The 13955-nt window shown below is 60.0% G+C and carries 12 protein-coding genes and 1 pseudogene; 6 read left to right on the top strand and 7 right to left on the bottom strand.

What is annotated here, in order from left to right; translation table 11 throughout:
- The first annotated feature begins 34 nt into the window (after positions 1-34).
- The 6 genes from AC1RNA_RS07515 (at position 35) to AC1RNA_RS07490 (ending at position 5598) form a co-directional block, all read left to right on the top strand.
- The gene (locus AC1RNA_RS07515; RefSeq protein WP_492950662.1) at positions 35-409 is read left to right on the top strand and encodes a DUF2493 domain-containing protein; all 375 of its coding nucleotides are present in this window, start codon (positions 35-37) and stop codon (positions 407-409) included.
- Positions 410-553: 144 nt separating this feature from the next.
- Positions 554-814, top strand: a complete 261-nt coding sequence (locus tag AC1RNA_RS07510) for a hypothetical protein (RefSeq protein ID WP_492950661.1) — start codon at positions 554-556, stop codon at positions 812-814.
- Positions 759-1067, top strand: a complete 309-nt coding sequence (locus AC1RNA_RS07505) for a type I restriction enzyme endonuclease domain-containing protein (protein ID WP_492950660.1) — start codon at positions 759-761, stop codon at positions 1065-1067. Before AC1RNA_RS07510 ends, AC1RNA_RS07505 begins: the two co-directional genes overlap by 56 nt.
- A 337-nt stretch (positions 1068-1404) precedes the next feature.
- Entirely contained in the window at positions 1405-2058 is a 654-nt protein-coding gene (locus tag AC1RNA_RS07500) for an ABC transporter ATP-binding protein (RefSeq protein WP_492951194.1), read from the top strand.
- Positions 2055-4520: an FtsX-like permease family protein gene (locus AC1RNA_RS07495; protein WP_492950659.1), complete on the top strand. Its 2466-nt coding sequence runs from the start codon at positions 2055-2057 to the stop codon at positions 4518-4520. The genes AC1RNA_RS07500 and AC1RNA_RS07495 overlap by 4 nt, the downstream gene beginning before the upstream one ends.
- On the top strand, positions 4510-5598 hold the full coding sequence (locus AC1RNA_RS07490; protein WP_492950658.1) for a lipocalin-like domain-containing protein: 1089 nt from the start codon (positions 4510-4512) through the stop codon (positions 5596-5598). Before AC1RNA_RS07495 ends, AC1RNA_RS07490 begins: the two co-directional genes overlap by 11 nt.
- Positions 5599-5613: 15 nt before the next feature.
- Here AC1RNA_RS07490 and AC1RNA_RS07485 read toward each other — a convergent pair.
- From AC1RNA_RS07485 to AC1RNA_RS07455, 7 genes and pseudogenes are all read right to left on the bottom strand, one after another.
- Positions 5614-5762: pseudogene (locus tag AC1RNA_RS07485) on the bottom strand (IS481 family transposase); the annotation flags it as partial.
- 645 nt (positions 5763-6407) lie between these two features.
- Positions 6408-6680, bottom strand: coding sequence for a hypothetical protein (locus AC1RNA_RS07480; protein WP_492950657.1), 273 nt, complete (start codon positions 6678-6680; stop codon positions 6408-6410).
- Between the two features lie 40 nt (positions 6681-6720).
- Positions 6721-7644: a hypothetical protein gene (locus tag AC1RNA_RS07475; RefSeq protein WP_492950656.1), complete on the bottom strand. Its 924-nt coding sequence runs from the start codon at positions 7642-7644 to the stop codon at positions 6721-6723.
- A gap of 124 nt (positions 7645-7768) precedes the next feature.
- Entirely contained in the window at positions 7769-7993 is a 225-nt protein-coding gene (locus AC1RNA_RS07470) for a DNA-binding protein (RefSeq protein ID WP_492950655.1), read from the bottom strand.
- Positions 7994-8088: 95 nt separating this feature from the next.
- Complete coding sequence (locus tag AC1RNA_RS07465) at positions 8089-8778, bottom strand: hypothetical protein (RefSeq protein WP_492950654.1); 690 nt, start codon at positions 8776-8778, stop codon at positions 8089-8091.
- A 439-nt stretch (positions 8779-9217) separates the two neighbouring features.
- Positions 9218-12679 carry an AAA family ATPase gene (locus AC1RNA_RS07460; protein ID WP_492950653.1) on the bottom strand — a complete coding sequence of 1154 codons (3462 nt, stop codon included), beginning with the start codon at positions 12677-12679 and terminating at the stop codon, positions 9218-9220.
- The gene (locus tag AC1RNA_RS07455; RefSeq protein WP_492950652.1) at positions 12676-13902 is read right to left on the bottom strand and encodes a metallophosphoesterase family protein; all 1227 of its coding nucleotides are present in this window, start codon (positions 13900-13902) and stop codon (positions 12676-12678) included. Before AC1RNA_RS07455 ends, AC1RNA_RS07460 begins: the two co-directional genes overlap by 4 nt.
- Positions 13903-13955: the final 53 nt, after the last annotated feature.

Here is a 13955-nt window from a genome sequence, read left to right as displayed (position 1 = left end):
TGCGCGGATCGGTGTAAGGTTCAGGTTTCGCTTAATGAAGGATCTGACCTTAATGAAGGTTCTGGTTTGCGGCGGAAGATCGTTCGACGATACCGCGTTCATCTTCTCGGAATTGGATCGCCTTCACGCCCAATATGGCTTTCGTACAATTATCGAGGGCGATGCCCGTGGCGTCGATCGTATTGCCGGCGAATGGGCACGTGCACGCGGACTCGAACTGATTGAGTTTCCGGCGGACTGGAAAAATGAAGGCCGCCACGCCGCCCTCAGCCGTAACCTTCGGATGCTGAACGAGGGCAAGCCTGACCTGGTCATCGCCTTTCCCGGTGGTGGCGGTACTTGGTACACATGCGCGCACGCAGAGAAGCTAAGCATTCCGGTTGTGAAATCCACTCCTGACCGCGGCTGATCATAAATGTCGGCATTGATGCGATTGACCGTCACCGGAACGTCGCGGTACGTAACAGCATGACCTGACCTCCGTCCTCGATAGATCGCATACTCAGGATCGTCCTGCACCCGCAGGCGAGGTGCGCCTCATTGAGCTACGAGAATGGCAGCAAAATCAAAACGCGACACAGTATTGAGGTTGAGCTGCCGCGGAAATCCCGAAACCGGCGAGCTTGAATTTTACGAGATGACGCTGGAAGAAGCCGACAAAGCTATCAACAACATCATCCAAACTTTGGAGCAGTTACCGTCGGCCAAACCCGCGCAGATCAAATCGGCCAAACACGAGGTGCGGCGCGCGCAAGATAGTGGCGCAGAACCTCATCCGTGTCCAGTTCGCCGAAAGGCTGGAGAAGCTCGTTGAGCAATACAATCTCAGCAAGCTGGATGTGGAAGCGTCCTTTGTCGTCTTGAAGGCGCTTGTCGCCGCCATGGATTACCAACAGCGTGGGGCGACGCGAAAGAATCTGACCGAAGACGAGCTGGCGATCTTCGATCTGCTTACCAAGCTGGAACCAAAGCTGACTAAGGCGCAGGAAACTTCCGTAAAGAAGGTCGCGCGGGATCTGCTGGAGAAACTGCAAGATCAACACTCGCCATTGTGGAGTGGCAGGTGAAGCAACAGGTGCGAGCCTCCGCCGAGAGCACGATCCACTTTACGCTGAATGGCCTGCCCGAGGAGCCCTACCCGAAGTCGGTTTGGAAAGAGAAGGTGGATGCTGTTTGGACGTTTATTTTTCCGGGTGAAGTGACAAGAGCCGCAGGCGATAGGCTTTAGTTCGATTTTACAAGCGTCGGAAGCAAGGGGACTAGAATTCTATCTTCTCCAGTGTTCTTTTGGTTCTAACATTCGCAAAGAGCCTGCCGCAAAGTGATACGAATATTAGAATCGGAACACTGGCATTTCTGTGCTTGCTCCACGCCGAAGAACGGAGGTATGCGCTGCGTCATCCGATGCTGAAAGTTGTCAATCTTACCAAGAGCTATCGTTCGGCGCAGGACGTTCTTACCGTGCTGCACGGTGTAAACCTCCACGTCGCGGCCGGCGAAAGCGTCGCGCTCACCGGCGAATCCGGCAGCGGTAAGAGCACGCTGCTGCATCTGATCGCCGGGCTCGACGATGCCGACAGCGGCGAGGTCTGGGTTGGCGACGCGCCGGTTTCGAGGCTATCCGACGTCGCGCGGGCGGCGATGCGTCGGCATCAGCTCGGCCTGATCTTCCAGCAGTTCAATCTGGTACCCAGCCTGAACGTGGCCGACAACATCGCCTTGCAAGCGCGCCTCGCTGGCCGTCACGACGCGGTCTGGCTGGCTGAACTAATCGAACGGCTCGGGCTCGGCGCAACGCTGGCTCGCTATCCTGAACAGCTTTCCGGCGGCCAGCAACAGCGCGTCGCCATCGGGCGGGCGCTTGCGGTGAAGCCGGCACTGCTGCTGGCGGACGAGCCGACCGGCAACCTTGATGAAGCCACCGCCGACGATGTGCTGCGCCTGACCCGCGAACTGGTTGCGCGGAGCGGCTGCAGCTTTCTGATGGTGACGCATTCGCTGCGTCTCGCCGCGACCCTGGACCGCCAGGCGCATCTGCACGCCGGACGCATCGCATGAGCCGCGCGCTGTGGATTCTCGCCGTACTGCTCAGCCATTGGCGACGGCATCCGATGCAGTTCATCGCGCTCATGACCGGCCTTGTGACCGCGACCGCGCTGTGGAGCGGCGTGCAAGCACTCAACCAGCAAGCACGCGCCAGTTATGACCGCGCCGCGGCGATGTTCGGCGGTGCGCGCTCGGCTATGCTGATCGATCCGGCGCACGCGACATTCCAGCAGCAGCTATTCATCGCGCTTCGGCGCGCCGGATGGCCTGTGTCGCCGATGATTGAGGAGCGCGTCGAGATCGGCGGCCGTTCGTTTCGTCTGCTCGGCATCGATCCGGTGACGCTGCCACCGGAGACTGCCGCGATTTCGACGATCGGCAAGGGCGAACTGCCGTCCTTCATCGCGCCGCCCGGTCAGACGCTGGTAGCGCCCGAGACGCTCATGGAGCTTGGCCTGCGCGAAGGTGCGTCGCCGACGCTCAATGATGCCATCGTCCTGCCGCCGCTCAAGCTGCAGCCGCGACTCGCGCCCGGCGTGCTGGTGATGGACATCGGCGCTGCGCAACGTGCGCTCGGCAAGCCGGATCAGATCTCGCAGCTGCTGGTCGGGCGGCAAGCTCAGGGCCGGCGCACAGCGCTGGCATCGATCGTCGGTGATCGGCTCCAGCTCATTTCTCCCGACGCCGAGAGCGACCTCGCCCGCCTGACCGACAGCTTCCATCTCAACCTGACCGCCTTCGGATTGCTGTCGTTTCTGGTCGGCCTCTTCATCGTCAATTCGGCGATCGGCCTCGCCTTCGAGCAGCGGCTGCCGACATTGCGCACCTTGCGCGCCTGCGGCGCCTCGTCGCGCATGCTCAACACCGTGCTGGTGACCGAGCTGGTCGCGATCGCGCTCGTCGCCGGACTGATCGGGCTGGTCGGTGGCTACCTGATCGCGGCGGCATTGTTGCCCGACGTCGTCGCTAGCCTGCGCGGGCTGTATGGCGCGCACGTCCCGGGACAGCTCACGATCGCGCCGCAATGGTGGCTCGCAGGCCTTGCCATGAGCGTGATTGGCGCGCTCGCGGCAGCGGCAGCGAGCCTGTTCAAGATGGCGCGCCTTCCCGTTCTGGCCGCGGCGAAGCCCGCAGCGTGGCGCGAAGCCCAGCGGCGTTGGCTGCGGCTGCAAGGCGCGCTGGCGCTGACGATGATCGCTGCGTCCGCGGGATTCTTCTGGCTCGGCGATTCGCTGATATCGGGATTTGCGGTGCTGGCCGCGCTGATGCTCGGCGCCGCGCTGGCTCTGCCGGTGGTGCTCGATGCCGTTCTGTCGTTTGGCGCACGCCGAACGCGCGGACCGCTCGTCAACTGGTCATGGGCGGACAGCCGACAGCAGCTACCCAGCCTGTCACTGGCGCTGATGGCGCTGCTGCTCGCGCTCGCGGTCAATGTCGGCGTCGGCACCATGGTGGAAAGTTTCAGCGTCACCTTCCTGCGCTGGCTCGACGGCCGGCTCGCGGCCGATATCTACCTCAACGCGACGACCGATGCGCAGGCCGCCGATATCAAGGCATGGCTTGGCCGGCGCGCCGACGTCGAGGCGGTGCTGCCGAGCGGACGCGCCGAGGTGCAGATCGACGGCGCACCGGTCGAGATCATGGGCCTCGCCGACCACGCAACCTATCGCGAACGCTGGCCGCTGCTGCTCGCCAGCGCGGATGTGTGGGATCGCTTGCGCGCCGGCGATGCGGCGCTGGTCAGCGAACAGCTGGCGCGTCGGCTCAAGCTTTACATCGGCGGCCGTCTGCAAGCGCCGACACCCCTAGGACCATGGTCGCTGGGCGTGGTCGGCATCTACGCCGACTATGGCAATCCGAAAGGACAATTCGCGGTCAACGTCAACGCTCTGATCCGGCACTTTCCTGCGACATCGCAAACCCGCTTCGGGCTGCGCGTCGCGCCGGCGCATGTCGCCGAAGTCATTCGCGCGCTGCGAACGACCTTCGATCTCGACAGCCGCCAGGTTGCTGACCAGGCGACCGTCAAGGCCGAGTCCCGACGCATTTTCAAACGCACTTTTGCCGTCACAACGGCGCTAAACGCCTTCACGCTGGGCGTTGCCGGCGTCGCGCTGCTGACCAGCCTACTGACATTGGGCAACGCGCGTTTGCCGCAACTCGCGCCGCTGTGGGCGATCGGACTGACGCGCCGCAAGCTCGCCGGCCTCGAACTGATGAAGACCATGGCGGTGGCGTTGCTGACCGCGTTGCTGGCATTGCCGCTCGGCCTCGCCGTGGCGTGGTGTTTGATCGCCGTGGTCAACGTCAAGGCCTTCGGGTGGCGATTGCCGTTTCATGTCTTCCCGATGCAATTGCTGACGCTGCTCGGCGTCGCCATGCTGGCGGCGCTATGCGCGACGCTGCTGCCGGTGCTCAAGCTAGCACGCATGCAGCCGGCGAAGCTTATCAGGATTTTCGCCGATGAGCGCTGATTGTCACCTCACGCGACGGGCTTTTGGTAGCGGTCTTGCGCTGTTCGGACTCGGCGGAACAACCGCACTTGCGCAAGGCTTTGCCGGACTCGGCAGCGATGCAACGGGCTTCGCGCCTGTCGTCCCCGGCCGGCAACTGGTCTTTCCCGCTGACTTCGGCGCGCATCCCGCATTCCGGATCGAATGGTGGTATCTCACCGCCAACCTCGTCGATTCAGGCGGCGCGGCCTATGGCGCGCAGTGGACGCTGTTCCGGCAGGCCTTGGCGCCGCCACCGCAACGGGAAGGCTGGGCCAACCAGCAAATCTGGATGGGCCATGCCGCGGTCACCAGCGCGACGACGCATCGCTTCGCCGAGACGTTCGCGCGCGGCGGCACTGGACAGGCCGGCGTCGCCGCCGCGCCGTTCCACGCGTGGATCGACACCTGGGACATGGCGGCGATCGCATGGATGAGCGATGCGACCATCGCCGCGCTGCAATTGACCGCGCAGGGCGAGGATTTCAGCTACGCGCTGCGCCTCGATGCCGCGCAGCCGCTGGTGCTGCAAGGCGACGGCGGCTACAGCCGGAAATCCGAGCGTGGCCAGGCGTCGTATTATTTTAGCCAGCCGTATTACAAAGCCCGGGGCCAGATCACGCTCGGGGACAAGCCGATCCAGGTCAGCGGACAGGCCTGGATGGATCGCGAATGGTCGAGCCAGCCGCTGGCTTCCAACCAGACCGGATGGGACTGGTTCTCGCTGCACCTACGCTCCGGCGAGAAAGTCATGCTGTTCCGGTTGCGTCAGACCGACGGCCTGAACTATTTCGCAGGCAACTGGATCGACCGCGACGGACATTCGACCCAACTGTCGCCTACGGCGATTGTCATGAGACCGACGGCGACCACCGACATCGGCAATCGCAGGCTGCCAACGCAGTGGCACATCGCCATTGAGGAACGTGGGCTCTGGATCGACTGCGTCCCGCTCAACGCGCAAAGCTGGATGGGCACCAGCTTTCCATATTGGGAGGGACCAATTGCATACAGCGGCAGCCACGCGGGCGTCGGCTATCTGGAGATGACAGGATATTGAAACGAAACGCGGTGGGAGCCTCAACAGGTTGTTCTCGGACAGACCGAATCTGCTGATTGGTGCTAATGTTTTATACCGCCATGAGGTCGGCGCCAATTGTACCGGTGTAACCAGATTGGCAATTCATTGGCGCGGTGATCTGACGAGGGATAGGCCTGAGCATACCGTTACGCAACATCAGGACTCGATAAATGCCAACCTGAGCGGCCGATCGTTACAGAGAATAGGGTCCATCGCTTACCCGCGCATTCGGCCACATCTCATTGCAAATTCGAATAATTCAGTCCTGGCCGCCGATGACAAATTGCAGCCATCCCGCCCCCGAGCAACCGCCGTTGCATCGAATATTCGGACTGGCACCTCAAGACGAGGTGGCAGTGCCGCATCAAATCAAACATAAGCCGCCGCAAGTATTAAGTCGTGCTCTATGACCTTTTCGCAGACCATTCCTCGGGCGCAGAGTTGAAATGCCCGTGCAGCTTCGCCTCTTAAGACAGCGTTCCGTAATTCTTCATGCGCATCCATCCAGCGGTGGGCGGTCGTCGGCCAATTCCCATTACAGCAGCGGACGCTGTGAGCGACAGCCCGGTGCTCATGAGCGTAACCACCTGGTTACGTGCTTCCGGTGTGCAACCACTCGGGCGACCGCATCGTTTACTGTTGGTCACATTTGGCCTCCGTGTCAGTTTGGATGTTCATTGGCAGATCGACGATGCGCCCTGTCATCTGCGCATGTCGGATTATTCTACGTCATGGCGATGATGGCCGCAGCGCGGATGTTCACGATATTCAATATTGATCGATGATCCTCACACGCCCTTCATCCAATCCCGCCCCGTGTTGCGGTCGAGCCATTCCTGAGCATCCCGCTTGGCGCGCTCGCTTGCCTTCGGATTCGCGATGATCTCGCGCTGCTTGACTGCGTGCGCTCGGAGCCATGCGATGGTGTTCGCGTACTCGACCTGCTTGTCGCAGGCTTCGGCTACCTCGGCGATTGTCGGCAGCCACTTCAGCGAGCGCGCTAGACCGGTGCGGGGATCGCAGACGTAATCGATGATCTCACGCGGGTATTCGCTGAGCACGGCGGCGAGTCCGGCGACGTAGGCTTCTGGGTCCTGCGTGTCAGCCCTGCGGTAAAGGCTCAGAAGCTGCCCCGCCTTCCGGGTCGCGTAATCCTGTTGGGCGTGGACCGAAGCCAATTTGCGAGTCTGCGAGCCGGTTGGCGATGGCGCCAAGGCTTTCGGATCGGACGCGGTGAGTTGCTTGAACATGGATGGTCTCCTGGGGCTTGACCCTAATGTTAGGAAGCGGCGCGGTTTGCCGCGCATGTTCTTCGGCGATTGATTTCTCAAAATATTGGACGCTGCCGGCGAGCTGTCCCGGCTTGCGCGCTACGCCCGCCTTTACGGCGACCTCGATGATCTCGGACTGCCAGTCTCGATCGAGCCAGGCTTGCACGCGCAGAGGCGCGCCGCACCAGCCGGGAGGCCAAAAGTCTGGGTCGTGCCCCGCGATGACCAGCAAGCGCTCGGCGAGCTTGTACGCCTCGTCGCTGACCAAGGGTCGCTTGGCCAGCACGGGCGCTTCATCGCCGCCGCCGTCGTCTGGTCTGTTCTGTTTCTGATTCTGTTCTGTATCTGGTCGTGACGGTGGTACGGTTGCGTCACAGTCGTCACGGCGTGACGTCACGCTCGTGTCACGCTCTCGGTTACGCTGCCGGCGCTTCCGTTCCGCGGCAGTTGGGTCCTTCACGTCCGACTTCCACTGCCGACGGTCCCAATTGTGGGGCACGTAGCCACCATCTTTCAGATCGACGAGACCGCCGTGCATCAGCTCGGTGAGGATGATGGAGGCCTGCTGTGGCTTGACACGCAGCATGAAGGCCAGATCCTGCTGCGAAGGGATCTTGCCGTCGTTTTTCGAAGCGCAGCACAGCATTTCGATCCAGCGCCAGCGCGTCTCAATTGGGAGACGCATGACCTTTGGATCATTAATCACGTCGTCGTAGACCCGAAACCAGCGTCCCGCCATTGCTAAACGTTCCATTGTTAAATCTAGCAGTCGTCGCGCCAAGACGCATGCTGACGCATGCATGTTTGGTATAAAGATCGCGTCTGGCTCGGCATCTCTTTGAGAGAGACCCGCAACACGCGATGGTGTTGGGGAAAGGTCAGGCTGCCGTCCCGACGACGGGCAACGAACGGAGCCAAGCTTCGGCAGCGTCCTTAGTAACCAGAGACTTGGCACCTGCCTTACGCAGCACCAGCCGACCAGCCTTCACCTCGGCATATACCATAGTCCTGCCGATACGCGCCCAGGCGCAAAATTCAGCGATGGTCATTGCCCCGCCGGGAATGGTTGACTGACTGAGATCAGCGGCGAGATGGGGAGACATTCAGCACGTCCTTTCCTGTGCGAGTGATTACGCGTGACGTGCTGCGAACAATGGCGGCAAGAAAATTCGCCGTAAAAGATAATAAATTGCCGTTTTTAGGATTTCGGCGAATTATCAGCGGCTGATGGCCTTCCGACCCTGCGGGTAAGGCAAGCCTCCTTGAGGGCGGCACGGATGGGCTGGCGCGTCGGCTTGTAACCTTGCTTTTGCAGTTCCTGTTTGACGCCTTCGTCAGTGACAGGCGCGCCGGATGCGCTGAGCACGGCGACGGTATCTTTGATGACCTTAATGCTGGGACGCCGCGTTTTTGGCTCAGCTTCCGGCATGGCGCTACCGAGCGTCTGTAGGAACAGGCTCAAGGTTTTCGTCTGCACCTGCACCTTAAACCAGCGTTGCGGTTTCACCTGCTTCTGAGCTGCAAAATTCGCAACTAAATCAAACTTCTTGTCCTGTTCCTGATGCAATGGTGCAAGCCAAAGCTCATTGTTGTCGGGGTCGATTCCTCGCGGTGTCCTGACCCACCGGAGGACTCGCGCCCTGAACCATTCCGCTGGCACTGATATGAGCGCTTTCGCGTGCTTCGCTTTCATCCCTTGAAACTGCATCCGGCCGTCCAGACCGGATTCGCTCATCGCATCTTCAGCTTCAAGATTGATCGCATCGGAAATATCAAAATCCCGGGTAAGATAAAGCAGCCGTTCCTCCGCCCGCGCCTTAATCGCTGGAGCTGCAGCGATGAGATCGAACGCTTCTCCCAGCGACACCCATTCTCGGCCCTCGCTCATGTTGTCTCGCGGATCATAGAGTTGGCCCCGGTTCCCAGCGTTTGATCGCCCCTCACGGCGGCCAGGACCACCTTTGCCTTGAGGGCGGGGGTGTGGTTCCGGCGTGTTCTTCTGCTCATTGTCGCTCCTGTTCGCAGGCACAGCGTGCCCGCTGTCAGGCAGAAACTCCACTTATCCCCTGTGTAGAATTTCGGGACCCGTTCTCCGCATCGCCAACGCCCTCGGCAAGGAAGGATCATGTGCGAAACAAGCAATAGTTACACACTTCGCACACAACGCTTGTGCATAAGTATAAAATGGAACAAGCACTGAATGGTTACGGCGCTCGCATCAAGGGGACGACATCTCGATTACGTCACCATGCACTCAACACCGCACGATCCGCTGGGCACTCGCTCGTCAGCCCTAGCCATCTGCCCCGCAGTCGCCAACCAACGATTTACGAAATATCTATAAAATCAACTACATGGTCCTTCATAGACATCGCAATGTCTACGACATGTTTGTGATGCGTGAATAGTATGATCTGTTGCTGTTTTCCGGCGACCGCCAGTAGCCGAAGTGCCGCAAGTGTTCGCTTGTCATCGAAACTTGTCAGCAAGTCATCTCCGATGAATGGCATCGGTTCCGAAGTTCGACGTTCGAGCAGCGCCAGACGTAAAGACAAAAACAACTGATCGCGCGTGCCCTCACTAAGACCCGCAACTTCTAATTTCTCTCCGCCGGTGCGCAGCGCCACAAGGAGCGGCTGGTCATCGCCTCCATAGTCAACGCCAAGACCAGTGAACGCGTCACCCGTCGCCATTGCAAATAGTGTACTTGCTCGCGCAATCAGCGGATCCTGAACCATTGCGCGGTGTCGCTCGATTGCGCGGGCAGCAAGCCTGGCCGCCGCGGACCGCAGAAGCCAGCGTTCGGCAATAGACAGGATTTCGGCATTGGCTTCCGCTCGTTCCGCGGCCACAGCTCCGGCATCACGACCCTTTAGCAGGACGTTAAGCTCAGTTTGCTTGTGATGATTAAGAGCGGATGCCTCGGTGATGTCCTTGAGCAATTGATCCTGGCGGACCGTTTCACGGGCAATGTTTCCCGGCAAATGATCCAGATCGAGCCCGTCCTGCTCCTGCAGCAGCACCACCTCATCGCGGCCGTCGCTCGATTCATGAAGATCACGCAGCAGCCGTGTGCGTTCGTCCTCCAGTCGGCGCCTCTCTAAAACGCGAGCAATTATCTCGGGCAACGCGCTTCTGCTGACGACGCCCAAAATTCGTTGAGCTTCGTCGAGTAGCAGCACAGCAGCCGTACGCTGCGCTTCAAGCTCCTTGCGAGAAACAACCCGCTTCACACCTGCCTCTCTTAGGTGCCGACACGCCTCGTTGGCACTCCGCATTTCTGCCAGGGCAGCCGACAGGCGAGCCAGCGTGTCTTGTGCTTTTTCGCTCTTGGAATGAGGCGCTATGCGGTTCGCAACGTCAAACACGTCGCGGTCGAAGGCTTGAAGGTCAGCCTCGATGGTCTCAACGCTCCGACCCTCACGCTCATAGGCCGCTTTAGGGACCGCCACTGAACGCCAGACCGTCAACGCCTCATTGGCCTGTGTCGATGTGGCTTCGCTAGTCAAACCGATGCTCGTCATCGCCGCCGACCATACCTCACGAATGTCCGCGAGTCCGGATTGCGCCGCGTCATGCAACGCACCGGCTTCGTTCAGGTCCCGCTCGATTCGTAGCTTTGAAACCGAACGCGCCTTGGTATCGACCCATGCTGTCTGAAGTTCCTCAAACCGTGATTTTGCTTCACGAAAAAGAATATCCGGCGACAATGTGCGATCAGGCATGCGGCCAGTGCTTTCGAGAAAAGCAATGACCGCGGTTTTGCTGGCGTCCAGCGTTGCCGCTAATGCGTCGATACCGGCTTTTTGTGTATCGCGTTTATCTAAACGGTTCAGGATGTCGTCCAAACGTTCGCGCCAACGTTGCATCTCGGCTGGACTGCGAGGCATCAAGCCGGATGGCCCCCACTGCTGTGTCCACGCCGTAACAGCGGCAGCGATCTGTACCCGCCGATTGGCAAGTATCCCCTCGATTCGCACCCGCTCCGTACGGCCTGCAACGATGCGCTGTTGTGCGTCTTCTTGGCGGGCAGCGCGACCAGTGTCGGTCAGTAGCAGATCGGTGATTCCATCGATGCTCTGGGACGATCGCACGACTTCAGACAAGTGCGCCACGCGCGCTGCCAGATCCCCGTCCAGCACGGTGTGTAAACCGTCAAGGTGGGTGTCTCTCTCGCGCCGCGCGCCGGCGAGATCAATGCGGGTTGGTACCGAGCCGGCGCTCGACAGCCGCGCAAGTTCAGCCTCGGTCGCGGCAATCGTATTGTCAACCGCACTAAGCGCTTCACGAAGCCGCTTCTCTTCGCTTTCGTCCAGCTCTGCAGCACGTACATACCTTGCGATGATGGCGCTATCAGGAAATGGCAGCGCTCGCAGTGTTTCGAGTGTACCCGGTGACGGATCCAGCGAATCCACCTTCGCAGTAAGCGCCTCGGTCTCGACGTTCAGCGCTGCGATGTCACGACGCAACCGATCCACCTGCGTGGGAAGGTCACTCAAGACGTCGAGCCGCTGCCTCAATTGATCAGTATCGATGGCGCTACGAGCCTCGCCCTCACCGGCCCCGAGTACTTGAAGTTCCTCCTGCGCGCGAGCGCGTCGCGTATCAGCATCGATCATCGCCTGTTCGAGACGGCTACCCCGGTCGAGCAGGTCACGTACATGCGCCAACGCGAGATCGGTCGGCAACCGTTTCAGCAGCGCAGCATGCGACGCCAGCCCGAGGCGCCGGGCCGCATCATCAAGTGTCTTCATCTCAGTGTCGCGCGCTTGCCGACGGCGCGGCAGGTCATCGATTGCTTTGCGTATGGCGCCGAGCCGTTCGCGAAGCACATCGATTGTTTCTCCCTCCGACAGCAACGTTTCGTTGACAGCCATAGCGGCTATTTCCGCCGCATCTATAGTATCGGCCGCGTCCAACGCGGATATCTTGCCATCAAGCACAGCCACCGCATCCAGCGCGGCGCGCCACTCCACGAGCGATTGCAGCGGCACCGCGGGCAAATCGGCGAATGTCGCCAGTTCTTCGCCGAGGTTTTTAAGGCGCATGAGCTTCGGATGCACCCGCAGCGTCCGCTGCCAACGCGCCAGCGTACTACCGCTCGCTTTATGTTCGGCAGTAAGCATATCCAAATGATTGCCCGCGTCCCGCGCCGCTTTCTCCAACTCCTGCAAAGCCTCTCGCGTCACGATGACGTCGCGCAATCGCTTGTCGGCGTTATCGCGACGATCCACTGCCAGATAGAACGGTTTGCCGCTCGACCGGCGCGCCGTGAACAGATCGTCGGCCTCGGCTTGCAGCTTTTCCCTGCTGCGTGACAACATCGTCATGCCGGCAGAGCTTGCGGCCAGCGTATCCGCCAGCCGCCCGCCGGCATTGAGCAGTTCGTGACCACCGTCACGCAATGCCTGCGCAGTCAGACCGAATTCTCGGCTGAAGACATCGCGAGATACTCCGCCAAGAAGCGACGCCAGCCGATCATCCGGAAGCGGCTGATCGCTGGCGTCGATGAGCGTATTCTTGGTGCCTTTGCGCCGCCGCGCCGAGATCACGTCGCCATTCGAATGCCGAAACGTTCCGCCGATGCGTAAGGTCTTGCTGTCATGCCGAAAATCATAGGGCGTACGCGGGTTGAACCCGAATAGAAGATCGCCAATGGCCGATAATGCTGAGGTTTTCCCGGCTTCATTGGCGCCGTATACGACATGCAACGGCGCATCTGGATGAAACGACAGGCTGCGGTCCACGAAGATACCGTAGCGTTCCAGAATCAGACATTCGATTCTCACGACGATTCTCCAGCGAGCAACGCGCGGGCATCGCTAGCCAGCGTCTTCAGCAGATCAGCCTCGGAGATGATCTCCTGAAGATCTTTCGGCAACCTGGCTTTCATCGCTTCAACCAATTCAACCAGATCCGCATTGAACTCCCGATCATTGGAGGCTTCCTCGAGAAGCGTATCGACATCGAGACTTTCGGCATCCGACAGGGAAACTGCCGACCGCTGTGGCGATGCGGTTTTCACTTTCAGTTGCTCGACCCAGCAGTCATCGGCGATCCGAAAACCACTGGCGCGAATATCGTCCTGCAAGAGCTCACGTCGGGCAACGAGCTGGTTGTGTAGCGCCGTCGCACCGATAAGCGTGATACGAACAGCCAGCGGGCGCCCTTCGCTTTGAGCATGCACGCCTACCAAGTCAGATGAAATTCTTTCGATCACATCGGCTTCACTTGCCGCCGTCGCCACATCAACTGTGAGATGCGCCCATCGTGCGCTGTCCAATAACAAGGGAGCGACCTCAACGATACGGCCATCCTCGACAGTTACGCGCATAGCACCTTTCGCCCCTGTTTCTCGCACGCTCCTCCCCTGCAAATTACCGGGATAGACGATCCATGGATCGTCGCTGACAATTTCTGCCGTGTGAACATGCCCGAGCGCCCAGTAATCGTAACCGAAGCGCTTTAGGTCATCGACCGTACATGCCGCGTATCCTTCATGACCGCGTGTTCCATCGAGGGATGTATGCAGCAGGCCAATGTTCAGCCAACCCTCACGGCGCGCCGGGTAAGTCGTAACGAAATCGCCGGTAAGGCGATTGGGGAAGCTGCGCCCATGCAGCGCAACCCGGTACTCATCAAGCGTGATTGTTGCAGCCTTACCCGATGGAAATACATGCACCGTTTTGGGATAAGGAAGATCACGCGACATCACACTTTCGGCGTCGTGATTGCCCTTCACAATAAAGGCGGGGATCCCAGCGCGATGCAGCGCGCCAATGGCGCGAACGAAAAATAATCCGGTAGTGACGTCCTTCCAATCTCCGTCAAAAACATCGCCCGAAATGACGAGAAACGCGGCTTTGCTCTCGATCGTCTCAGCGATGAGCGCCTCTACCGCACGACGGCCGGCACTGGCAAACCTTTCCGCAACAGCTTTGTCTTTTAGGCCAAGGCCTGCGAGCGGGCTGTCGATGTGGAGATCAGCCGCGTGAATGAAGGTGAAGCGCATGTCTGTGACTAATCCATCGGATATCAAAAAGTAGAGAGTTTGCGCAGTTGAGC

Source organism: Afipia sp. GW821-FHT14H12 (assembly GCF_058803465.1).
This window is presented reverse-complemented; position numbering and strand designations above follow the sequence as displayed.